We start from the raw sequence: 23,268 nt of genomic DNA, 5'->3' as shown, positions 1-23,268 counted from the left end.
TCCATGAAAACTTGAAACTTTAGACTAGGTTTTAGCGATCATTATTGGGGAGTACGAAAAACTTTAGCTCTAAAGGATATAAAATTTAGTGCTTGCTGATCATGAACCTGTGTGACAAAAAAATATATAGATGTCAAAATAAATCTTCCAGTCATTTAAAGATCCAACCATTAATCCTGATTCAACTTGCCTAATTAATGATCAGTTTTTTTATGAGTTTTTTATGTGTTCCTAATTCCAGTTCCAAAATATAAACGCCATTAAGATTTATTGAAACAGGAAAACTAATTCTATCCACTAAAACCCTACCTGAAGCTAAGGTGGTTCCATTTAAATCAATTAGCTTCCATTTGGCTTTATCATATTCATTGGATTGCAATTGAAACTCGGATTCAGGACTTCCCGGATTGGGAAACAGTTCGATAACGTCAGGCAAATCCAGTAATTCATTAGAAACCAACTCTCTTGTAATTCCAACTTCATGAAATGTATAATTGGTACTAATGGGTGGATTAAAATCGAAAAATATATCTGCCTTGTTTTCGATTTGTGTACCAATCGCATTGTTGGGATTTTGTTTTATTTTAAATGAGACAAAACCATGAGATTTGGGCTCATTTGCAAAACTATCAACCAAAGCAATCTTGTTAAATTTGAACACAAGTTTCGCTTTAGGAAAAATTTCCAATTGAAATGGATGGCTTGAGTTCAAACTGTGAATGGACTTAACATCTAATGCTGCTGGCAATTCATCCTCTACGATAATGTTATAAGCTGTATCATTTCCTGTATTTTGAAAATGGATCGTATACTCTATTTCTGTATTTAAATTTATTAAATGGTCAGGTCCATTGCCTCTGGGAATTGCTTCCTTTTCATTGGGATCGTATGCGCCACGAACTTCTCTGCAGTCTTCATCTGAAGCAAATCCTTCTTCTCCAATTGGAAAATTTAGAGCAAAACCTGTGTTAAAAGTCCCATTACCAGAACAGGCTTCATTTGTTTTATACACAATAGAATTTTTTGGATTATATGCCTCCTGATTGGCTTGTACATGCCAGGTTGAACCATCAGCAGGTACTATAATGGTCTCTGTTTTTCCTTTAGCTAATTGAAATTGTGCCGAACGATACAGTTGATCATCTTTAAACACGAGATAGGTAGATCGTTTAGTCATATCGCCAGTACCGTTGTTATGAATATCAAAAACAACATCCCGATAGGTACAAGTATCTTTAATTATAAGATTAGCTCCACTCCACAAAGCACTTAATTCCTTGCAACTGGTATCTGGATATGCGTGGGCACTATAACACAAGGTTTGACCTAATTGTGCAGAATCGCAAGAAACTTTTGCAATGAATTTTATTTCAATACATTGATTTGATTTTATCGTGTTCAAATTAAACCGATATAAATCCGGATTCAATAAACTGAAATTTATATTGGTATTTTCGATTGGGTCGAAGAATTTTGCCAATTTAACATCCACAAATGCATTTTCTGCTGGCAAGGTTCCCAAATTACAAACTTGGACTGTAAAACTTGTTGGAAAACATCGAATCAATCGCGAACTGCTTATTTCCGTATGAAGTTCCACACAATCCTTAATTCCCTTTGCTAAAAAATCAACTGTACTGGTATCTCCTTTCCCTGTTGAAATTATCTTTTCTCCTTCACAATCAAACCAGGAATTATTGGGCGAAATTAAATTGAGTTTATATGGACTGTTCTCTGGATTTAAAAAACTATAATAATAACCTTTTTCATTTGATTTAATTCGATATTGATATCCTGTTTTATCCTCAATGTTGATACTCCAATAAGACAAACTTGATTCTATAATATCCGATTTACAATTTGTATTTTCATCATGAATCAACCGGCCATTTAAAAAACTAAAACCTTCCGGTGAATTCCCAATAGACAATACAACCGATTCTTGATTCTTGACTGCTTCAATTAAAGGAGCTCCAACTTCATTTGTAACAAAAAGTACAGGAATATGTACTTGATTTCCAACAGCTCCTGCTCCCATTGTTAGGAGAGCATTTTCAAAATTAACTATGATGACGGCAATCGCACCTAAATTTTGGGCATGCAAGGCTTTCGTGCTAAATTCACATGTTCCCCGATTGATGAGTACAATTTTTCCATTAAAATCTGAATTATCACTGTTGCATAAGAATGCATCTGTTTGGGGTATTGTTGCCGAAGCAACTAAATTTGGGCCTTGAATTAATGCCCCCCAACTACTTGCAGCTCTAAAGTATGAACTGTCTTTATGATAAACCTTAATGAGTCGATTTGGGCTTAAAACAGTTAAATAAGAAATATCACTATTCTGTGCTTTGGAAGCGTAATTCCAAAAGCAAACAATAGATGCAATTAACAAGAAACTTGATACTTTCATTTTCTTTCAATTAAAAATAAAACAAGAACAGGCCAAAAATGCTGCTCTAAGTTACAAAATAATTTGAAAGCTTTTTTTATGAGATCTGGACGAAAGAAATTTGTATCACACGTTTCAATAAATTCGCAGCCCGACCCGATCCATGTGAGTTTTAATACCTCCTATTCAAACTTTTAAGAATTTCCAAAGTGAAAAAGTTCCATCGTTACCCAACACTGGTTTGAAACCCTGTGTTGTGGAAGGATGGGATTGAATATTCATTCTTACATTTAAATTAAATTACCTGCAATTGCTTACCAATTTTTGTAAAGGCTGCTACACATTTTTCTAAATGTTCTGGTGCGTGTCCGGCAGAAATTTGAACGCGGATTCGCGCTTTGCCTTGTGGTACCACCGGATAGAAAAATCCAACCACATAAATACCTTCTTTCAATAATTCAGCTGCCATTTTTTGTGCAAGGGGTGCATCGTACAACATGACCGGAACAATGGGATGTTCACCAGGAAGGATGTTGAAACCTGCCTGAGTCATTGCATTTCTAAAATACTTTGTATTGGTTTCAAGTCTATCGCGCAAAGAGGTTGTTGAGGAAAGTAAATCCAATACTTTAATGGAAGCTCCTACGATAGAAGGGGCCAAGGTATTGGAAAATAAATAGGGTCTGGACCGTTGTCTCAACATGTCAACGATTTCTTTTCGCGCCGCAGTAAATCCTCCGGAAGCACCGCCCAGTGCTTTGCCATAGGTACCAGTAATGATATCAATCCGATCCATTACATTTCGGTATTCATGAGTCCCGCGTCCTGTTTTTCCCATAAATCCGCTGGCATGACATTCATCGATCATCACCATGGCTTGATATCGATCTGCCAGATAACAAATTTTATCCAATTGTGCAATGGTGCCATCCATAGAAAAAACACCATCCGTTACAATTAATTTTCTTCTGGCTCCTGAAGCGGCTTGCAATTGCATTTCCAGGTCATTCATATCGTTGTTTTTGTAACGATAGCGTTGTGCTTTGCATAAACGAATGCCGTCGATGATCGAAGCATGGTTTAATTCGTCTGAAATGATGGCATCCTGTTCAACGAGGATGGGTTCAAAAATGCCTCCATTGGCATCAAATGCTGCAGCATATAAAATGCAATCTTCCATTCCTAAAAATGCAGCAGTCTTTTTCTCTAATTCTTTATGTTGATCCTGAGTGCCGCAAATAAATCGAACGGACGACATTCCATAACCATAATGATCAATAGCATCTTTTGCCGCCTGGATCACATCCGGATGAGAGGACAATCCTAAATAATTGTTAGCACAAAAATTGAGGACTTCCCCACCCTCTTTGGTCTGAATAACGGCACCCTGCGGGGATGTGATGGTGCGTTCTCGTTTATAAAGGCCGGCTGATTCTATTGTCTGCAATTCATCGGCCAATTGTTTTCTGATATCTCCAAACATATTGTTTAATTTAAAACAATTTAGGTGTTTAATTTAATTCTCAAATGCTCCAGCATATCCGCTGTTAATGAAGCCAGATCATAGGAAGGCTTCCAATTCCAATCGCGACGGGCTACTGAATCATCAATACTTTCTGACCAGGATGCAGCAATGGCTTGCCTAAAATCCGGTTTATAGAATATTTCAAATTCCGGAATGTGCTTTTTAATTTCTGCTGCCAATTCAGCCGGAGTAAAACTCATGCTGGCTAAATTGTAAGAGGTTCGTATGTGGATCAATTCTTTGGGTGCATCCATCAATTCCAAGGTAGCACGAATGCAATCATCCATGTGAATCATTGGCAAACGGGTGTCCGCTTCTAAAAAACAGGTGTATTTCTTTTCTTTCAAAGCGAAATGGAATATTTCAACTGCATAATCGGTGGTACCTCCTCCCGGATCTGATTGCCAACTGATAACCCCCGGATATCGGAGCGATCGAACATCCAAACCATATCGGGTATAGAAATAATTACACCAATGCTCCCCTGCAATTTTACTAATACCATAAACCGTAGCAGGTATAAAACTGGCTTCCTGAGGGGTCATGTGCTTGGGCGTAGAATGCCCATAAATTGCAATCGTACTTGGGTAAAATAGTTTTGATATTTTTTTATCTACCGAAACCGTTAAAACATTCATCAATCCATCCATATTGATCTTCCAGGTATTCTGTGGATCTTGCTCTCCTCTTGCTGAAAGAATGGCTGCTAAGTGATAGATCTGTGTAATCTGGTATTTAGAAACTATTGCTTCCAATCCAGGTTTATCCAATACGTTTAAAATTTCATGGGGGCCAGTTTGCAGCTTAGATGCCTGGAGGTCTGAACTGATGACCGAATCATTGCCAAATTTGGATCGAAGTGAATGAGTCAAAACGGTTCCAATTTGGCCATTGGCACCGAGAATTAATATGCGTTCTGATGACATAATTTTTAAATCAGGTCGAAAGATAATGAATATACGAATTGGGAGAAGTTGATGGGGTGAATGGGAAGGAACTAGGATCAATTAAGAATTAAGAATTAAAAATTAAAAATTATGGGAGCGTAGCGGACATCCCGCGTAACCGCGGGACGAATTGTGGGAGCGGATCGGACATCGTGCGGATTCAGGGGATGAACTATCTATTTCAAATTTTTTGAGTATTTCTTTCATTCTGATTCCGGTACTTTGAAAGTATAAATGATATATTATTGGTTATCATATGTTTTAATATTAAACAAAAATATAATGTATTGATAATTTGCTGAAATTTCTCAGTGGAAAGTGCTTCGGACTGAATTCGTTACCTTTGCAGTTCAATTTATTTTATGCGCCCGGCAGTTTATGTAGATTCCGAAATTAAGCCTTTAAAGAAATTAATCGTCCATAATCCGGATGAGGGCATAGACCGAATCAGTCCTCGTCGAGCCGGTGAATTGCTTTTTGATGATATTGTCCATTTACCCACCATGCAAAACGAGCATCGGGTATATCAGAATGTACTGCGCCGTTTTATTGGGAGCGAGCACGTGTTGGAAACCCAAACGCTGATTAAAGAATCCCTGGATGCAGATTCAAAAATCAAAGAAGAAGTTTTAAATCTCATAAAGGATTTTGAGGAATTGCCTTCAAACACCTATAAGTTATTGTTGGATTTGGATCATGAAACTTTATCGGAAGTTTTGATTTCAGGATATTATAAAAAAGAAGAGCAAATCGTTTTTGACCCGGTTCCTAATTTTATTTTCACCAGAGACATTGCAACGACGGTTAACGATCACGTAGTGATCACAAAGGCTTCCAAATATGTACGTTATCGGGAAAATTTATTGACGCGATTTATATTTCATGCTCATCCTTTCTTCAGTTATCTGGCAAAAGAAAATAAACTGATCAACTTAAATGTCGTTGATGAATTTCCACCTTCAAAAAAAGGAGAACCCATTTCAATCGAAGGCGGGGATTTAATGATGATCCATAAAGATTACTTATTAATTGGAAGCAGCGAACGTACTACAGACCATGCATTGCAATCATTAAAACGTGTATTGTTTGAAAAAAATATTGTTAAAAATGTTGTAGAAATTGATGTGCCAAAAGAACGTTCCTTTATGCACATAGATACCATTTTTACCCAAATCAATCAAACGCATTTTGTAGGTTATAAACCAATTGTAAAAGATGGCTTGGGTTCTTATGTAACCATACACCGAAATGATGGCAGTTTGGTTGAATATCCTTCAGTCCTTGATTTTTTACATGCTGAATTGGATCCAGATATCCAATTTATCTGGAGTGGCAATGGAGAATCTCCTTATCAGGAACGCGAGCAATGGACAGATGGCTGTAATTTATTGACATTGCGTCCCGGTGTTGCGCTTACGTATGACCGAAATCCTAAAACGGAAATCGCATTTAAAAATGCGGGTTATCAAGTCATTCATGCTACTGACTTTTTAAGTATGGACTTAGACCCAGCAGGCATTGAAAACACCATCATCACTTTACCTTCGAGTGAACTTTCCAGAGCACGTGGCGGACCCCATTGCATGTCTTGTCCAGTTTTAAGGGAATTGTAATTTAAATAGTCATGTTTACACATCAGTTTCAATTCAGGGTTCGATATGCAGAGACCGATCAGATGGGCTATGTGTATTATGGCAATTACATGCAGTATTATGAAATTGGGCGCGTAGAGGCCCTGCGAAGTCTTGGAATTTCGTACGCAGATCTGGAGAGTCGTCACGGTATTTTTATGCCGGTTGTTTCAGTTTCTATCCGTTATTTGCGTCCGGCTTATTATGATAATTTGCTGACCATTAAAACCGCTATTCAGAAATTACCGGAGAACAGCATACATTTTGACACCAGTATTTTCAACGAAGAAAAAGAACACATCAATTCCGCTCAGGTCATTTTATGTTTTTTAAATTCAGAAAGTAAGGTACGAATATCCACCCCTCAATTTATTTTAGATAAACTGTATCCATATTTTGAAAAAAAATAAATTGAGCATATTTCAACGGATTGGCCAGCTTCCTGTAACAGGTCAAATTATTGATTGGACCAAAACTCATTCGTTTCCAGGATTTCGGGGCGTACCAATTTTCCAGGTTTTTGCATTTTTAGTTCATGAAGCCCGCAGGAATGATTTGAATATGCGTGCAAGTGCAATGACCTATCATTTTTTTTTAGCCTTGTTTCCATCTTTGATTTTTTTCTTTACGCTGACAGCCTATTTACCAGGGAATCTTGATTTTTATAAGAACCTGGAGCATTCCATTTTATCCATTTTGCCTTCCGGAGCCAAAGAATATGTTATTACAGATATGATCAACAGCATCCGGCCACAAGCAAAAAGTGGCTTGTTGTCCATTGGTTTTATTTTAGCGATTTGGTTTGGATCTGAAGGTATCCTTTCTTTGATGCGTGGATTTGATAAAACGTATAAATCAAGTTTCAGAAAGCGCAATTGGTTGGAGCGGCAACTGACCGCAATTGCCATTACGTTTGGCTTTGGAATTTTAATGATATTCTCTGTATTGGTCATCATCTTTGGTGAAAAGATCTTACGGCAATTTTTAAATTATTTTAAAATGAATGCCTTCACCAAAATCAGTATAACCAGTTTAAAATATGCTGTTACGCTGATTTTGTTTTATTCAGTAATTGCCATCGTGTACCGATACGGCCCTGCTATAAAAAAACCAATCAAGGGGATTTCTCCCGGTGCTTTGTTTGCAACGGTAGCTTCTATTATTACGTCTATTCTCTTTGGAATTTTTGTAGATCGCTTCAGTTCGTATCACAAAATTTATGGTGCAATCAGTGCTTTAATTATTACTCTGATTTGGATGCGATTAAATACCTTGATTTTAATATTAGGATTTGAATTGAATGCTGCTATTGTCGTAAACAGGGATCTTATGGTTCAAAAAAATTTAAACCAGCGCATTTACAATTCTGAAGACTTATAGCTTGATCTTACGCTTCCAGGGCACTTTGAAAAAACTGATTTAAAGGCCTCGCATCTTTATAACAGTTTATCAATTCTTTGATTAATTTATCAGAAGTAATGATTGATTTTTCCAATTTACACGCACAATAAAAGTGTTTGTTGTAAATTAATTGTTGTTTTGCGGCTGCTTCCTTTAAATCTGAAGGGATTAGTTTGTTTTTTTCACCCTGAATGGTACCATAGCGTTTAACAAATGCCTTTTGTTGCAATAATTTATTAAACTCTGTCAGATGTTCCGCAATGAAGTACCGGATATTGGCCAATTGTTCTTTATTTGGCTCATAGACTCCCGTATAAATTTGAATTCCATCTTTTCGAAGCTCGAAATACAATCCAGGAGTACTGTGATCTTTTCGCCCGTTTTTTGAAATGAGCGCCGCCATGTATTCTTTGTAAGGAGTTTTATCTTTACTGAAACGAATGTCTTTGTAAATTCTAAAAACGGCCTCTTTAGCGCTTATTTGAATTTTAGGATCCAATTCACGTAATTGTTCAATCAAATCATCTACAAATTGGTGGAAAGGCTTTTCAACATAAACCTTAAATATTTCTTTATGTTCGTTAAACCATTCCCTGTTATTATTTAAACTTAAATCTCTTAAAAAATCAGTGCATTTTTTTGTAAAATAGCTGCCCATGCTTTTTTTTGATAAAATTACATTGCCCGACCTACATTTGCAAATAATCTGTTATGATCTATTCTTATAAAGATTTTATTCCTGTGATTCATCCAAGAGCCTTTGTGCATCCACAAGCAGCAGTTACCGGTTGTGTTTGCATTGGAAAAGACGTGTACATCGGTCCTTTTGCGGCCATCCGGGGAGATTTTGGAGAAATTATTATTGAAGATGGATGCAATGTACAGGAAAGTTGTACGATTCATATGTTTCCGGGTGTACAAACCATTCTTAAAAAAAATGCACATATTGGCCATGGTGCCATTATACACGGTGCCACCATCGGTGAAAATTGTTTAATTGGAATGCATGCAGTTATTATGGATGATGTTGAATTAGGTGAAGGATGTATCGTAGGTGCCTTGAGTTTTATAAAAGAAGGATCGAAAATTCCAGCGCGAAGTCTGGTAGTTGGTAATCCTGCTAAAATTATAAAACAAGTATCCGATGATATGTTGACCTGGAAAACTAAAGGCACTCAACTATATCAGGAATTAGCACGCAATGCACATCAGGATATCAAACCATGCGAACCATTAACGGAAAAACCGGAACATTATAAAACACCGGAAGGAGAATTTAGCTCCTGGAATAAAACAAAACAATAAACTTGAATGAACATGGAAGCTTTTGTAAGCAGCACGATAGAAAATCGATTGGCAACGATATTTTTTTTTCATCCAGCACAAAATTCATTGCCAGGTACAATTTTATCACAATTGGCCCAGCGCATTCAGGAATGTGGAATCAATCCTGCTGTTGATCTGATTCTCATACGCAGTGAAGGAGATAAAAGTTTTTGTGCAGGGGCAAGTTTTGATGAGTTGGCAGCTATCGAAGACTTTAAGACCGGACAACAATTTTTCTCAGGTTTTGCAAATGTTATTTTGGCAATTCGTAAGTGTCCGGTTCCAGTTTTGGGTCGCATCCATGGTAAAGCAATTGGCGGCGGTGTTGGACTGGCAGCTGCATTGGATTATGCGATGGCCAGTCAGTATGCAAGCATTCGACTCAGCGAATTAGCGGTGGGAATTGGACCTTTTGTTATTGGACCGGTAGTAGAGCGAAAAATGGGATTGGCAGCTTTTCAAAAAATGGCATTGAGTCCGGCTGAATGGCAAACAGCTCAATGGGCTAAAGACAAAGGACTGTACACCGAAGTATTTGAATCCGTTGAACAATTAGACCGTTATATTGAACAATTTATTAAAACCCTGTTGAATTACAATCCTGAAGCGTTAAGACAACTTAAGAAAGTTTTTTGGGAAGACTGTCCATCATGGGATCAAAAACTCTTAGACCGAGCGGCGATTAGTGGCCAATTGGTTTTATCTGACTTTAGTAAAAAAGCCATTGCTGCATTTAAAAATAAAAGTTAGCTTGCATAAAAAATAACTAAGGACCTATCTACATCCTAAATTTAAGTGTCAATAAATTTATGTAGACGCGCTGTGCAATGCAATTAAATGTTTAAATTACTTGTGCATACACTTTGCTTAAGAAAATAAGCAAGTTTATATGCGGCCGCTATCCAGCTTGGGTTAAATCTTATAAAATACAGCTAATTGAATGCCCGGTTCGTATTTGTTAATAAATGATTGATTGCTGTTGTTTTTCTGAAGGTTTACTCCCAGCTGACAATTCAATTTATTAAAACTCCTTTGAATGCCTGTTCCTAAATTAAATTGATTAATCAGTGTAGCCCTATTGGAGGCCTGATCAAAATCGTTTTCAGACATTTCTTGTTGTGTTACGTATGAAAGGTAATCAAAATCCATGCGCACCCGACTTGAAAGTGTTAATTGGATTCCACCTGAAAAATAAGCTGCATACTTTGAACTAAACGGAAGATAATATTTCAATTGAAGCGGCAACAACCATTCAGTTGCATTGATTCTTATATTCCTTATATTCTCGGAACGACTGTGACGAGGTTTAATTAATTCAGAAAATTCATCCGCAGTGGTTTCGGAAAAAGAATACGTATCGCTGTAGGATTGTTCAAAATACGACTGGCGAATTAAGCCTGTATTAAATGAAATGTATTTTTTAGTCTTCAGCTCAAAAGCAATGCCTTGATTGAAATGTTTTTCTGTAAGGAGTGTTAAAGCTCCAATTGAATATTTAAAGCTGTGCACAGCTTTAATAAATTTAGCATTCAGTTTAGGTTTAAACTCATTTTTTAAAGGGTTTAATTCCAAATTATCTAATAACGCAACTTCCGATACTTGTTGAATTCCGTTTTTTGAACAAGCTGATATTTCTAAGATGCCATTACCCATATTGACAGCATCACTTGCAGAGTTTGTTGGCAACAATGCTTCTGCATTGTTTGTAAAGCTTTCATTCGATGAGATTCCTGAAGCAGCTTCTGAAGATTTAATATTCGACTTTGTGGTATTTTTTAAATTATTTAAATCTACATTTTGATTTTGGCTAAATTGATTGGATTGATTGCGATTTAAATTCTTATCAATCGTCTGATTTTGTTGAGCGGAAGCTTCCTGCATGTTAGTAGATACGGAAGAAGTTTGTTCATTGGTATTTGTTAATTTCTCTTCAGCGGATGCATTTTCAATCCCTTGTACATTTTGTTGATCCGATGCGGAAGGCTTTATCTCTGTCAGAATCGGAGAAACGACCGGCTCTTGAATCTTCAAAAACCCTTTGAGCATTTGGAATGCATTCATTTGATAGGCCACTCCTATTGAAAACAAGAGCAACAATAAAAGCAAGAGGTATTTTCGATTTGAGGACTTAGCTTCCACTCGAGTTGACTGGGACTGGTATTTTGCATAAAAGCGATTCCAGTCTTTTTCTTCAAATACCGGATGAAGTTCATCTAGTTTTTGATTCAGGCGATGGTCAAATTCTTCTGGTTTCATATTTCTGACGGTAAGCTTAATTTTAATTCAGGAATTCCTGAATTTTTTGAATATTCATTTTGTAACATGTCCTGTAATTTCATTCGCGCTTTAGCCAGATTTGATTTGGAGGTACCTTCAGTAATATTCAGCAACTCTCCAATTTCTTTATGGCTATAGCCATCAACAACAAACAACATAAAAACAGAACGATAGGATGGACTTAATTTTTGAATTACGCCCATAATTTCATTTACGGACAAATTGCTGATGGTGTGATCATCAATACTCAATTCATAAAAATCATCTATGGATTGGGATTGAATTTTACGAGTGGATTGTCTGTAAAAATCAATCGCTGTATTTACCACCACCGTCCGCAACCAAAACTTAAATGGCCTGGAAAAATCATACTTATCAAGATTTTTGAACATCTTAATAAATGAATCGTCCATGACTTCTTCACAATCTTCCAATCGGGATGTGTAACGCAGGCAAATACTCTTAACATATGGGAAAAAGTGCTCATAAAGGCGTCTTTGACCCAGGGGATGTTGCGCAATACTTAACTGAATCCATTCATCCAAATCAGGTGGATTGATATGTAACTCTTCGTTGGCCAAATCGGTCCGTATTGAATCCTATTAATTAATCCTACGAAATTACAAAGAAATAGGTTGCCTGGATGGCGGTAAAATTGAAATTAAATAAAAATTACGGATGGATTAAACCTCAAACATACTTTTCTATCCAACTCTTCGTAATGTAATTGAGAATACATATTGAGCATATTGAAACACTATACCTATACTAATTTTTATTATTTAACTTAATCATTTATTCACCATGAAAAAAATTATGGGATTATTGGCACTCTGTGCCATAGGGATGGCTTCATGCCAAAAAGAAACGGATTCAGCTGATTTAGGCAGTTTAGATCAAGCTTTGAACGGCATTGTAATTACTGATTTGAACTCCGGCGAAAGCACCACTGCTTTAGAATTAGGGCAACGGAACCGACCGGACCGGGACAGTTCCTGCAGAAAAATTCCGATTGCTGATTTATTGCCGGCAATAACTGATTACATTGCTGCCAACTATCCGGGAGCAGACATTAAGCGAGCCGGAACAGGACGGGATGGTAATTTTATCGTTATCATCCAATTCGCTGATAAAAGCTTTAAAATCCTATTGTTTGATGCAAACGGGGCATTTGTAAAAGAACTCAATCCAAAAATCCACCGCAAGCACGGACCCAACAAGCATTTGACTCCTGTTGACATCACCAGCTTATTGGTTGAAATCACTGGATACATTGATACCAATTATACTGGTTCCACGATTGAGCGGGCAGGAATGACTCCGGATGGTAAGTTTGTTATTGCACTCACATTAAATGGCACTCGTAAATTGCTACTGTTTGATGAAAACGGGATTTTTGTCAAAGAACTGAAATAAACCCACCGTTCAACCTCAAAAATACCTCCTTCGGGAGGTATTTTTGTTGGTTTAAGAAGCAATTTATCGATGTTTCTATCCCCTCCTTATATTTGCAAGCTTAAATTATGCATTTTCAGTTTATGAATAAATTTATTCCATTCTTATCTGTAATTGTTTTTTTGTCATCATGCACAAATGAATATATCTCAGATGGTAGAGAAGTTTGTTTCGAGCAAGAAGTTTTGCCCTTGATTGTATCGACCTGCGCACGAGAAGGATGTCATAATCCAGCAACCTATGAAAAAGGGTATGACCTGACGCAATACAACGATATATTACGAATGGTTGAACCAGGTTCATATCGCAAAAGTGAATTGTACAAAGTGATCACCAGTCCATTCAGTCCAATGCCTCCAAAACCCTATGACAGATTGAGTAAAGAACAAATTACGACGATTTCACTCTGGATAGAACAAGGAGCATTGAATGCGGTTTGTATGGTTGAAGCATGTGATACGAGTTTTGTAAGTTATAGCAGCGTAGTTAAACCGATTTTAGATCTTTATTGTAATGGCTGTCATGCCGGACCAAGACCTCAGGGTGGCGTTGATTACAATAATTTTAATGGAGTTAAATTAACGGTGGAAGATGGATCATTAATTAGTTCAATAATCCGCGATGGCAACACGGTCAATATGCCAAAAAATGGAAACAAACTACCGGATTGTAAAATACAACAAATTAAAAAGTGGGTCCAGGATGGAGCGAAGAATAATTAATAATTACAAATTACGAATTACGAATTACGAATTACGAATTATGGGAGCGGAGCGTACATCCCGCGTACTCGCGGGACGAATGGCAATTACAAAACATGGGCGCAGCTTACATCCAAATTAGTTGCTGAACAAATTATAAATTAGGAGTTATTTAAAATATGTTTTTAATATCGATTCTTTAAATAGTGCTTAGACCTGAAAATTAAAAAATTTAAAACGTCAACCGTTTCTTTATGCAAAAATTAGTACTTGCCTTTTTTATATTGTTATGTAATAATTTCAACTTATGCTCTCAAGATTTATTGGATGCATTGGGAAATACGGATCCAGAAAATATTAAAGTTACCAATGCATTTAAATCTCCAAGAGTCATCAACAGTCATAGTATGGAAATGCTTGGAGCCGGCGTGTTGGATTTTAGAATTTTACACCGTTTTGGCCCGGTGAATCAAGGATATGAGGAATTTTTTGGATTGGATCAGGCAAGTATGCGCATGGGATTTGATTATGGGATCACTAAGAACCTGACGGTTGGAATTGGACGCAGTACGTTTAAAAAAGAGTTGGATGGTTTTTTACGTTATCGGATATTCTGGCAATCTACAGGTGCGAAATCATTTCCATTGAGTGTCATTTGGACTTCCGGAATTATACGCAACGGTTTAAAAAATCCATTGGTTGATCCAGAATTAGAAGTTACGTTTGCAAGAAGACTTTCTTATTATCATCAAGTCGTAATTGGAAGAAAAATAAATGATCGTATTTCAGTTCAGATTAGTCCGACCCTTGTTCATGACAACATTGTTGACAACCAATTAATTCCAAATAATCTGTATGCACTTGGTGCAGGTGCCCGTTGTAAAATTACAAAACGCATGGCCGTTGTTATTGACTATTCCTTACCATTTAATAGTTTTCCTATAGATTATTCTAACAATCCATTGTCAATTGGTGTGGATATAGAAACGGGTGGCCACGTATTTCAACTGCATTTTTCAAATGCAACGGGAATGAATGAACGCGCTTATATCAATGAAGAAAATGGTTCCTGGTTGGATGGGGATATCCAATTCGGATTTAACTTATCCCGGGTTTTTCAATTAAAAAAGAATAAAATTTAAAAGCAACCAGATCTATAAATTCTGCGTATTGCTATAGAATTACTCATTTAATGCATCAAATGAAACGTACGACATTCATAAGCCTTGTAGCTTGTATTGCAATTTTTGAATTATTTGTAAACTCATTACCTGAACCAAGAAACCCACCCCTGGGAAATACGGGAGCTCCGGGTGAAACCACCTGTATGCCTTCCGGATGTCATTCTGGTGGTAGCTTTACAGGCACAGTCTCCATCAGTGGCATTCCAGATACTGTATTAGCAGATCAGGTATACAATCTCACCCTTACCAACAGTGCCGATGCTATACGTTCAGGCTTTCAATTAACCTCTCTGGATATTAATAATAAATTTACAGGTACCCTTACCGGTAATACAGAAGTCAATGTTTCTAAAGATAACACTACCGGTAGAACCTATGCACGCCAAGCCCTTGCAAAAAACTTTAATAGCGGTCAGGTAAACTGGACTTTTAAATGGAAAGCACCTGCAAGTGTTACTGATAATAAACTTACTTTTTATTTTACCGGCATGCTTGCAAATGGCGATGGAGATAAAAGCAAGGACAATACGGTTAAAAGTTTAAAAACAGTTGTTTTCCAAATTCCAACTTCGACACAAGATGCAGTGAATCCATTTGAACAATTTAAAGCAGTTCAATTGGCCAACACCTTGCTTATTTTAGGACTTGAAAATCCATCGAACTATAAGTATGAATTAACTGCATTGAATGGACAACAAATACAATCCGGAACTTTAGAATCCACTATCTCCTTGCAAACACTGGTTGAAGGCGTATATTTATTACATGTCCATTCCGGAACGCAGCAGGTTACAAGTCGTTTGTATCTTCGTTAAATACTAACTTAGCCTCCAAAGGAATTGTAGTATACGACCTCTTTAATTCGGCTGGATTCATTATTTACAAGCAGAATCAGCCTGTTTTCTTTATAGTTGCAAATAGAATTAGACTTTGCTCTGACTACAGCGTTTCCAACATTTAATTTGACTGACTTATTATAGAAACTTCCTTTCTCAACACGTTGCAGTACAAATTGAACCTGTTTGTTTTTAGAGTATACATAGATTGTGGACTCCGGTAGGGATTTAATAGATACTTCAATTTGATCAATCAACTTGATTTGATTGCCAATGTAAGTTTGTCTGTGAAGCTTTACCCCATCCACCAATCTTTTAGAATTGATTAACTGAGGATCTAACTTGGCGACTTCAATAAAACAGAACCTTTTAAATAGCATGTCTTTATTACATCTGGATTGTCTGACCAACATACTGTCTGCAGAAAACCGGATAATTTTATCTAAAAGGGCTATACCTTCTGTAGTTTGATTTGATTTTAAATAAGCCAAAGCTAAAACCGCCCTACCCTGATTAAACTCAAAACCAGAAATTAATCCCATCAGTTTGCGCTTTGCCAATTCTGTCTCTTTAAATTTGGTAATTACTTCTTTATTATTGCCTATTAAATTTTGAACACACATAAGATTGAGCTCTGCTGTAAAATAATTGTAGTTGAGACGTAAAGCCTTGTTAAAATACATTTGTGCTTTTTTAAGATGATCCAGGCGCTTCGTTGCAACAGCTGCATCTTCCGTCCCTCTTACATTCCCCAGTTTACTTAAACGGCTTGTTGGATCAATTACAATCGGATAAATAAAACCACCTTCATCATCCTGCATATCCAATGCTTCTAACAAATAAGAAATTCCGATATTATTGTAAATTTCATAACTCGGGTAGTAAGTTTCCAGGTATAAATATGAATTGCGTGCTAACTGAAATTCCTCAGCGGCAACTAAATACGATGCATTTTCAAATAGCTGAATCATTAATTTAACCTGATCGACAAGTTCATAAGAAGTTTTCATTCGATCACTCAATGAAGGATATCCCTTCAACTTTTGCTCTAAACCATAACTTGAATAAATTTTTTTCAGCAAATCCGGAAGTATGGCAGATGCATTGAAATCTGCAAGCCAACAGGAAAAAAGGCCTTGCACATCTGCCATACGCTCGTCTTCATCAGGAGTTGAATGTTCATGAGACCGGGCTAGAAAATTGGTTTGGTAATTCTTGGTTTTGCTTTGAATAGAGCTGCAGTGCATTAACTCATGTCCCAAAACAAATGCCAGTGCATTCATGGAATCCGAACCAAACTCATAACACAATTGAAGCAACTTTCGCTCCAGGATGATAACATTTTCACCGGCCAAATATTGGGCAACTGCAAACTCCTTATCTGATATCCGGATTCCCGGCTTAATGAAAATCAGATTCCCATTTGCCTGATACAACTTATCCAGCACACGTTTGGCTGTTTCAATTTTCAATTCATTTCCATGTAAACCTGGAATCGTGAAAAGAATGTTTATTAGAATAACAAAGGTTCTGAAGTTCATATACTCTGAATTAAATAAGTTACTGGTTCATTTCAATATATGCTTTGGCTATTGGATGCAATCTGGTATTGGGATGATTCAACACCATTTTAAAATATTTAATAGCCAATTGCTTCGACTGTTTCCCATCAAACAACACCAGGCACTGTCCTAAATGTAATTGGGCATAATCCTTTAGCTCAAAATCATTGAGGTGAACGATCATTTTATAATTATCTATGGCCTTATCATAATTCTCGTCGCTCATTTCAATTTCACCCATTTTAAATATTGCCAGGGCATCATCCGGATAAAGCTTTAAATACGAACTGAATAATACTTTTGCCTCTTTGATTTTACCCAGTTCAAACAATTCAATTGCAGCCTGTAAGCTATCCAAACGATTTTCATCCATCTTGGCGAATCCCGGAGCTTGTAATTGATCCATATAGGCATTCACATCACGAATTTCCATCTTTTGAATCTCAGCAAAAGCTTCTTGACTTAAATCTCCTTTATTAAGGTAGAAGTATATTCCGGTTGACAATAACAGAAGCACCGCAGCAGCGGCCGCAAGTTGAAAATTAAAATACTTTTTCATTTTTTTTAGGGTTTTATGTGTAAAAAAATAGTTTTTCTCTTTATTTATAATTCTGCGAATTTGTTGTCTCATCTTGTTTTCTTCAGTATACTGAATACCTGCAACCATTTGCCTAAATAATCTATATGACTGAGAAAATTCCTCATCCACTAAAAGTCTTTCTTCAAATGCAGCTTTCTGCATTGCATCCATTTTACCGGTTAGGTACTGATCAAACAAATCCAATTGATTAATTTCTGATTTCATCATGTAATTATAATTTAACTAAATCCTGGAATTCTTCATGTTGAAGTAGTTTTTTCCGCAGTTCATTCATACACCGGCTCTTCTTAACTTTTACAAAATCTTGAGAATAGCCTAATACACTTGCTATTTCATTCATTGATTTCCGTTCGAAATAAAACAATTTCAACATTTCCCGACATTCTTCTTTAAGAAAGGTCATTGTACGCTCTACAATTGCATACTGAGCTTCCTGGTTATCACTTACCTCAAAATTATTATTTGGATCCATGTGATTATCCAATAAATCAGAATCTTCATAAATTCCACGACGACTTCTGAGTTTATACAACCACATCTTGGTCACAACAGCGTACAGGTAACTGGCAACTTTTACATTAAGCTCAAATGTTTGCTCCCGTAACTTTCTAACCAAAACGATCAATGCCTCCTGAAAAACATCTTCAGCATCTTCCCGTGTCCCACTGTTGTTGGTAACATAATGCAAGGTACTTGCAAAGTGTTCGCGAAATAAAAAACTGAATGCTTTGTCTTGTCCGTCGCGAAGTTCTTGAATAAGTTGTTCTTCTTTCATACGTTTTTGTTTCATTTAAACTGTTAACGAATTTTTGTATTGAATTGATTCCATAAAATCAATAAAACTGCATAAAATGGTTCTTTAGTAGTATTTTAAAAAGCAAAAGAAGCATTTAGAATTTTGACTTAAAAATCAGATTTTCAATACCCTAGCAAAACAGAAACAGTCCACAAACTATAGCATAATACACTTAATTTGAATACAATACAAATAGTCTTTACCATTAATGTATTTAACTGCTTCCTTATTAAAAGTATGCACAAAAAACTAAATGACTTCAAACTATCGCTTATCCAGGTGAATTCCAAAAGCACATTTTCAGGATGGCTTTTTATACAGCATACCTTTGAAATACAAATTTTACAACCATGAAGAAAATTATTTTATCACTTTGCATCCTGATCCTTTCAGCTTGTGCAATCGCTCAAGATAAATTAATTGAGTCCCTAAATAAACTAAGCACAACTAGAGAAGTTGGAATTGACTCCATCGCATCCTTCAACTATTCAAATGTTGCTTACAGCATTGACTTATGCGAATCAGAACTCTTGCCAGAACCTGTCAAAGCATGGTACTTCCTGGAAGATCAGGGTAAATGGGAACAAGCCAAGGTAATTTTAAACCATTTTATAGCTCAAGAGGCATTTTGCAACATGGACATTCAATCCCAATACTATTTACATTTAAGGTTAATACAATTGCAAATACATTTAAATGATTTTAGCGAAGCCTATGTAAGCTTAGACGAATTGATGTCTGAAATAAAAACATCAAATTCACCTCTTTCAGTTATCAACAGTCTGATTGCAATAAAATTACAAACCATCCTTAATTATAATAAAACGAAGGATAGTTCTTGCGTTCAACCTTTCGAACTTACGTTGAACCGAATTATACCCAAATCACAATCAGAGCAAGCTGAATATATTACTTGTCAAATAAAATTGGCTGAATTATTTCGGGAACAAAACCAAAAAGAGCAGGCTCTAAATACACTTCTCGCCACACAAAAGAGATTCGAAAACTACTTTGAATCAAACCCAGCAGGAAAATATTACCTACATATTGGTTTAGCAATTTCTTATCAAGCGCTTCAAAATTACGACTCAGCTAAATCTCAGCTTCTTGCTGCTGAGTCAAATTGCAATCAGGTCTTTGGAATGAATAGCATTGCCTATTTGCAACTTTCAAAAATTCAGGCCAAACTGCATCGCGAGCTTGGAGATTTAAATCAATGCGAAAACATCCTAACGAATGCCATTAAAATTGCAAAGGAAAATAATTTAGTACATTCCATAGCATATCATAATATCGTTTGCAGTCTTGCTTCTTTGTACAATTCATTTGGAAAACGGGAAATTGCAGAAACACTGGCAATGGAAGCCAAAGCAAATTTTGAATCCAATACAATGACCCACGGACCTGAATACATACAATGTCTGGAAATCCTTTCAACCATTTATTACAATGAAAAGAGATGGGACGAAGCAGAAGTCCTGTTAATTAAAAGCAATGTACTACGCCAACAACTTCATGGCTTGAGTCATTATTCAATCGCCGAAAACTTAAGCAGATTGGGAAGTCTCTATCTGATGAAAGAACAGTATGCTAAAGCAGAATCCCTTTATATTAAAGCAATCAGCCTTAGTAAGATTAATGCACATGAAATGAAATTCCCCTTTATTTCCATCAATTTAGGGCTATTATATACTAGAACCGGACAATATGAAAAAGCAGAAAAAACGCTTTTGCAGGTAAAAAACTACTACGAAACACATTTTGGAAACTATAATAAAACGTATTTATGGATTCTCGACAATTTAGCGGAGCTCTATACCAATATGAAACAGTATGATAAAGCAACTCAGATCTTTGTTGAAGCCAGCAAATTACGCAAACAGATTATATATGACTCATTCAAGTATTTAGCGCCTACAGAAGTAGATGGTTTCATTAAAACATTCAAAAGAGGAATCAATTTATTCAATGCCTTCTTGCTGAATTGCCCTAACCCGGAAACTGCGCTACTCGTAGAAGCTTATGATAACGAATTATTTTATAAGGGATTCAGCCTGAATTACCAACAAGAAATTCAACGGTTGGTTGGGAAATATAAAATTCATCAAGAATTATATGATAGCATTAAATATTATTGCAAGCTTTCAAATAAAGAATTTCTAAATCAAGCGCCCAATAAAGACTATATTACAAGTATAAATAAAACGATTGAAGCATTAGAACAACGCCTATGCAAAAATCTATCTGGTTACGAGCGCTTCACGAGAAATGTACAGTTCAGTGATATTAAATCCAAACTAAAAACTGGTGAAGCTGTAGTTGAAATATCCTTAATTAATACTTCAACTGATTTAAAAATTGACAGTCTTCAATTTATAGCATTTGTATTTAATGCCAACGCTGTAGCCCCCGGAATGGTAAAACTTGGAAGTGAATTTAAATTTACCCAATTTTTTCCTAAGAACGAGACCCTCAAAGCGGATTATGTGAATGCTATTTACAGTGTAGCTGCAAGAGGTTTTGAACCTATACAAGAAGCGAATGGAAACTATTTATTTCAATTCTTAATTCAACCGCTGTTGCCGGCTTTAAAAAATGTACAGACCATTTACTATGCTCCAACTGGCGGGCTGCACAAAATTAACATTCAAGCAATTCCAACAACTGATACCAAAGTTTTTGGACAAAATTACCAAGTCATTCAATTAGCTTCCAGCAGGGATCTCATGCATATTCATACAAAAACAAGTACTCTTAAAAATGCACAATTGTTTGGTGGAATCAATTACATGGAAAAAGACACTACCACAAATAACCAATCGACATTTCAAGGAGCAATCGCCAGTCGTTCAATGCCTGCATTTACAACTCAGAACATGAATGCATCAGAATGGCCGGATTTAAAACACACCCAAACTGAAGTTTCATTAATTAGCAATTTATTAAAAAAATCCGGCGTAAAGGTGAGTGCCTATTTAGGTTCCAAAGCAACTGAAGCACAATTTAATAAATTGGGGCTCGGAAAAAAATCACCAGATATCATACACCTTGCAACCCATGGTTATTTTATTTCTTTAGAACAACTTAATAAATTAAGTAATACTACCGATTCATTTCAAGTCATTAAAAAAATGCCCATGTTGCGCTCAGGCTTACTGCTTGCAAACGGATATAATACATGGAAATCAGGACCAAAAGAATTTTTAAACACGAATGATGGGGTCTTGACTGCATTGGAAGTGAGCCAGATGGACTTAAGCAATACGAAACTGGTAGTATTGTCAGCCTGTGAAACAGGACTTGGTGATATAAACGGCAATGAAGGCGTACTTGGTTTACAAAGAGCCTTTCAAATTGCCGGTGTGAATAAAATCATCATGTCTCTATGGGAAGTTCCGGATTTTCAAACTCAGGAGCTCATGCAACAGTTTTATCACTATTGGATTACTAAAAAATATGATATCCCGACCGCATTTACAAAGGCACAAATGGGCTTAAAAGAGAAATATGGCAATCCCTATTTTTGGGCAGGATTTATTTTAGTAAATTATTAAAATAATCCTTCCTAAACTGATTACCAACAGCTGATTTTGCAATTACTAATTGAAACTAATTTTATTCACCCTAAATTTTATTACAATGAAAACGTATTTTAAATTCCAGTATTTCCTATTTGCAAGTTTGTTACTTACATCCTTGTTTTCCTGTGATTCTGAAACTGCCGTTGAACCATTAGATTTTCCAGAAGTAGATTACAACATTTTACCTGTAGCATCTGAAGATTTAGCCATTCGTTCGAATCCACTTTACAACAGTCATGGCGAAGACTTTAAATATCTAACCTTGTTTGATGATGCCAAAAAAAATGGAATTGCTATTAAAATTACCACAAAGGATCCAACGCTGTTACATGCTCTGACCAGTGAAACCGTTAAACTCTATTTAACTGATAAATTGGGATACAACGAAAGTAAACCTGAAGCTGTCAATACCTTTACACTAGAAGACCGCTCCGGATTACAAGAGGTAATTATTGAAGTAATTGAGGTTCACCTTGCTAAATGGGTAAAATTCTATGGAATCGAGTTCGCCAGGCCTGATTTACTACCAGGTTCGAACGCCTACAAGTTTACCTATAAAAATCACGGCGTAAATGCTGTTTATGTAGCAGGCAGAGTAAAAGCATCAGATGCATTCCGCATCAATTGTGCATCCAGCCTCTGTGCTGATTGCAATGTACAATACCTTGCACCAACATTTTCACTTCTTGATCACACCATCAAATTTACGAATAAGGTCAAATCCAATTTAGAACTAAGCCTAAGCAATACCTTTTCAAAACCAATTATTATACTCTGGTAATCGCAAGCATACTACTATTTCATCACAAGAGGTCCGTAAGCCTCTTGTGATTTTTTATTTGCTTTGAACAAATGGTGGTTGCTATTAATCAATTTGAATGATTATACTATGTACTTGTCTTACATGAAAAAGTGAAATAGCAGCTCAAGCAATGAGCCTTCATTTCAAAAAACAAGACAAAATAAATCAAGTTAAGCATGAAATAAGCTTAATCCAGAATTTACGAAATTAATAAAATGTATGTATGCTATGATAACATAAATTAATTTTTG

General features: G+C 36.2%; 20 protein-coding genes. 11 read left to right on the top strand and 9 right to left on the bottom strand.

What is annotated here, in order from left to right:
• Positions 1–190: 190 nt before the first annotated feature.
• From IPJ80_10215 to IPJ80_10205, 3 genes are all read right to left on the bottom strand, one after another.
• Complete coding sequence (locus tag IPJ80_10215; GenBank protein MBK7913859.1) at positions 191–2,413, bottom strand: hypothetical protein; 2,223 nt, start codon at positions 2,411–2,413, stop codon at positions 191–193.
• Between the two features lie 274 nt (positions 2,414–2,687).
• A complete protein-coding gene (gene kbl, locus IPJ80_10210) occupies positions 2,688–3,875 on the bottom strand; it encodes a glycine C-acetyltransferase (GenBank protein ID MBK7913858.1) in 1,188 nt (395 codons plus the stop codon).
• Positions 3,876–3,895: 20 nt separating this feature from the next.
• Positions 3,896–4,843: an NAD-dependent epimerase/dehydratase family protein gene (locus IPJ80_10205; protein MBK7913857.1), complete on the bottom strand. Its 948-nt coding sequence runs from the start codon at positions 4,841–4,843 to the stop codon at positions 3,896–3,898.
• Positions 4,844–5,226: 383 nt separating this feature from the next.
• Here IPJ80_10205 and IPJ80_10200 point away from each other — a divergent pair, with 383 nt between their 5' ends.
• From IPJ80_10200 to IPJ80_10190, 3 genes are read left to right on the top strand one after another with little or no spacing between them, the layout of a single operon-like run.
• Entirely contained in the window at positions 5,227–6,477 is a 1,251-nt protein-coding gene (locus IPJ80_10200) for an arginine deiminase (GenBank protein MBK7913856.1), read from the top strand.
• A gap of 11 nt (positions 6,478–6,488) precedes the next feature.
• The gene (locus IPJ80_10195) at positions 6,489–6,905 is read left to right on the top strand and encodes an acyl-CoA thioesterase (protein MBK7913855.1); all 417 of its coding nucleotides are present in this window, start codon (positions 6,489–6,491) and stop codon (positions 6,903–6,905) included.
• On the top strand, positions 6,892–7,875 hold the full coding sequence (locus IPJ80_10190; GenBank protein MBK7913854.1) for a YihY/virulence factor BrkB family protein: 984 nt from the start codon (positions 6,892–6,894) through the stop codon (positions 7,873–7,875). The genes IPJ80_10195 and IPJ80_10190 overlap by 14 nt, the downstream gene beginning before the upstream one ends.
• Before the next feature lie 7 nt (positions 7,876–7,882).
• Here the strand turns inward: IPJ80_10190 and IPJ80_10185 are convergent, their stop codons facing one another.
• The gene (locus IPJ80_10185) at positions 7,883–8,554 is read right to left on the bottom strand and encodes a DUF2461 domain-containing protein (GenBank protein MBK7913853.1); all 672 of its coding nucleotides are present in this window, start codon (positions 8,552–8,554) and stop codon (positions 7,883–7,885) included.
• A 53-nt stretch (positions 8,555–8,607) separates the two neighbouring features.
• Here IPJ80_10185 and IPJ80_10180 point away from each other — a divergent pair, with 53 nt between their 5' ends.
• Entirely contained in the window at positions 8,608–9,201 is a 594-nt protein-coding gene (locus IPJ80_10180; GenBank protein MBK7913852.1) for a transferase hexapeptide repeat family protein, read from the top strand.
• 12 nt (positions 9,202–9,213) lie between these two features.
• Entirely contained in the window at positions 9,214–9,972 is a 759-nt protein-coding gene (locus tag IPJ80_10175) for an enoyl-CoA hydratase/isomerase family protein (protein MBK7913851.1), read from the top strand.
• Between the two features lie 162 nt (positions 9,973–10,134).
• On the opposite strand, the gene IPJ80_10170 is transcribed toward IPJ80_10175, so the two are convergent.
• Together IPJ80_10170 and IPJ80_10165 are read right to left on the bottom strand one after the other, a co-directional pair.
• A complete protein-coding gene (locus IPJ80_10170; protein MBK7913850.1) occupies positions 10,135–11,478 on the bottom strand; it encodes a hypothetical protein in 1,344 nt (447 codons plus the stop codon).
• Positions 11,475–12,080: a sigma-70 family RNA polymerase sigma factor gene (locus tag IPJ80_10165; GenBank protein ID MBK7913849.1), complete on the bottom strand. Its 606-nt coding sequence runs from the start codon at positions 12,078–12,080 to the stop codon at positions 11,475–11,477. Before IPJ80_10165 ends, IPJ80_10170 begins: the two co-directional genes overlap by 4 nt.
• Positions 12,081–12,303: 223 nt before the next feature.
• Between IPJ80_10165 and IPJ80_10160 the strand changes: the two genes are divergently transcribed.
• From IPJ80_10160 to IPJ80_10145, 4 genes are all read left to right on the top strand, one after another.
• Positions 12,304–12,915 carry a hypothetical protein gene (locus tag IPJ80_10160; GenBank protein ID MBK7913848.1) on the top strand — a complete coding sequence of 204 codons (612 nt, stop codon included), beginning with the start codon at positions 12,304–12,306 and terminating at the stop codon, positions 12,913–12,915.
• A 107-nt stretch (positions 12,916–13,022) separates the two neighbouring features.
• Entirely contained in the window at positions 13,023–13,676 is a 654-nt protein-coding gene (locus tag IPJ80_10155; GenBank protein ID MBK7913847.1) for a c-type cytochrome, read from the top strand.
• A 233-nt stretch (positions 13,677–13,909) separates the two neighbouring features.
• Positions 13,910–14,797 (top strand): hypothetical protein, encoded by an 888-nt coding sequence (locus IPJ80_10150; GenBank protein ID MBK7913846.1) that lies wholly within the window; start codon positions 13,910–13,912, stop codon positions 14,795–14,797.
• Between the two features lie 59 nt (positions 14,798–14,856).
• Complete coding sequence (locus IPJ80_10145) at positions 14,857–15,654, top strand: T9SS type A sorting domain-containing protein (protein ID MBK7913845.1); 798 nt, start codon at positions 14,857–14,859, stop codon at positions 15,652–15,654.
• Positions 15,655–15,662: 8 nt separating this feature from the next.
• On the opposite strand, the gene IPJ80_10140 is transcribed toward IPJ80_10145, so the two are convergent.
• The 3 genes from IPJ80_10140 to IPJ80_10130 are packed head-to-tail and all read right to left on the bottom strand — an operon-like array spanning position 15,663 to position 18,628.
• The gene (locus tag IPJ80_10140; GenBank protein ID MBK7913844.1) at positions 15,663–17,216 is read right to left on the bottom strand and encodes a hypothetical protein; all 1,554 of its coding nucleotides are present in this window, start codon (positions 17,214–17,216) and stop codon (positions 15,663–15,665) included.
• A gap of 19 nt (positions 17,217–17,235) precedes the next feature.
• Entirely contained in the window at positions 17,236–18,045 is an 810-nt protein-coding gene (locus IPJ80_10135) for a hypothetical protein (protein ID MBK7913843.1), read from the bottom strand.
• Between the two features lie 4 nt (positions 18,046–18,049).
• Positions 18,050–18,628, bottom strand: coding sequence for a sigma-70 family RNA polymerase sigma factor (locus tag IPJ80_10130; protein ID MBK7913842.1), 579 nt, complete (start codon positions 18,626–18,628; stop codon positions 18,050–18,052).
• A gap of 356 nt (positions 18,629–18,984) precedes the next feature.
• Here IPJ80_10130 and IPJ80_10125 point away from each other — a divergent pair, with 356 nt between their 5' ends.
• On the top strand, positions 18,985–22,188 hold the full coding sequence (locus IPJ80_10125) for a CHAT domain-containing protein (GenBank protein MBK7913841.1): 3,204 nt from the start codon (positions 18,985–18,987) through the stop codon (positions 22,186–22,188).
• A gap of 85 nt (positions 22,189–22,273) precedes the next feature.
• Positions 22,274–22,996: a hypothetical protein gene (locus IPJ80_10120; GenBank protein MBK7913840.1), complete on the top strand. Its 723-nt coding sequence runs from the start codon at positions 22,274–22,276 to the stop codon at positions 22,994–22,996.
• Positions 22,997–23,268: the final 272 nt, after the last annotated feature.

The sequence above is a fragment of the Saprospiraceae bacterium genome (genome assembly GCA_016714025.1).
In the GTDB taxonomy this organism is placed as follows: domain Bacteria; phylum Bacteroidota; class Bacteroidia; order Chitinophagales; family Saprospiraceae; genus Vicinibacter.
Note: the sequence above shows the minus strand (reverse complement) of the source record. Positions and strands in the feature narration are given on the sequence as shown.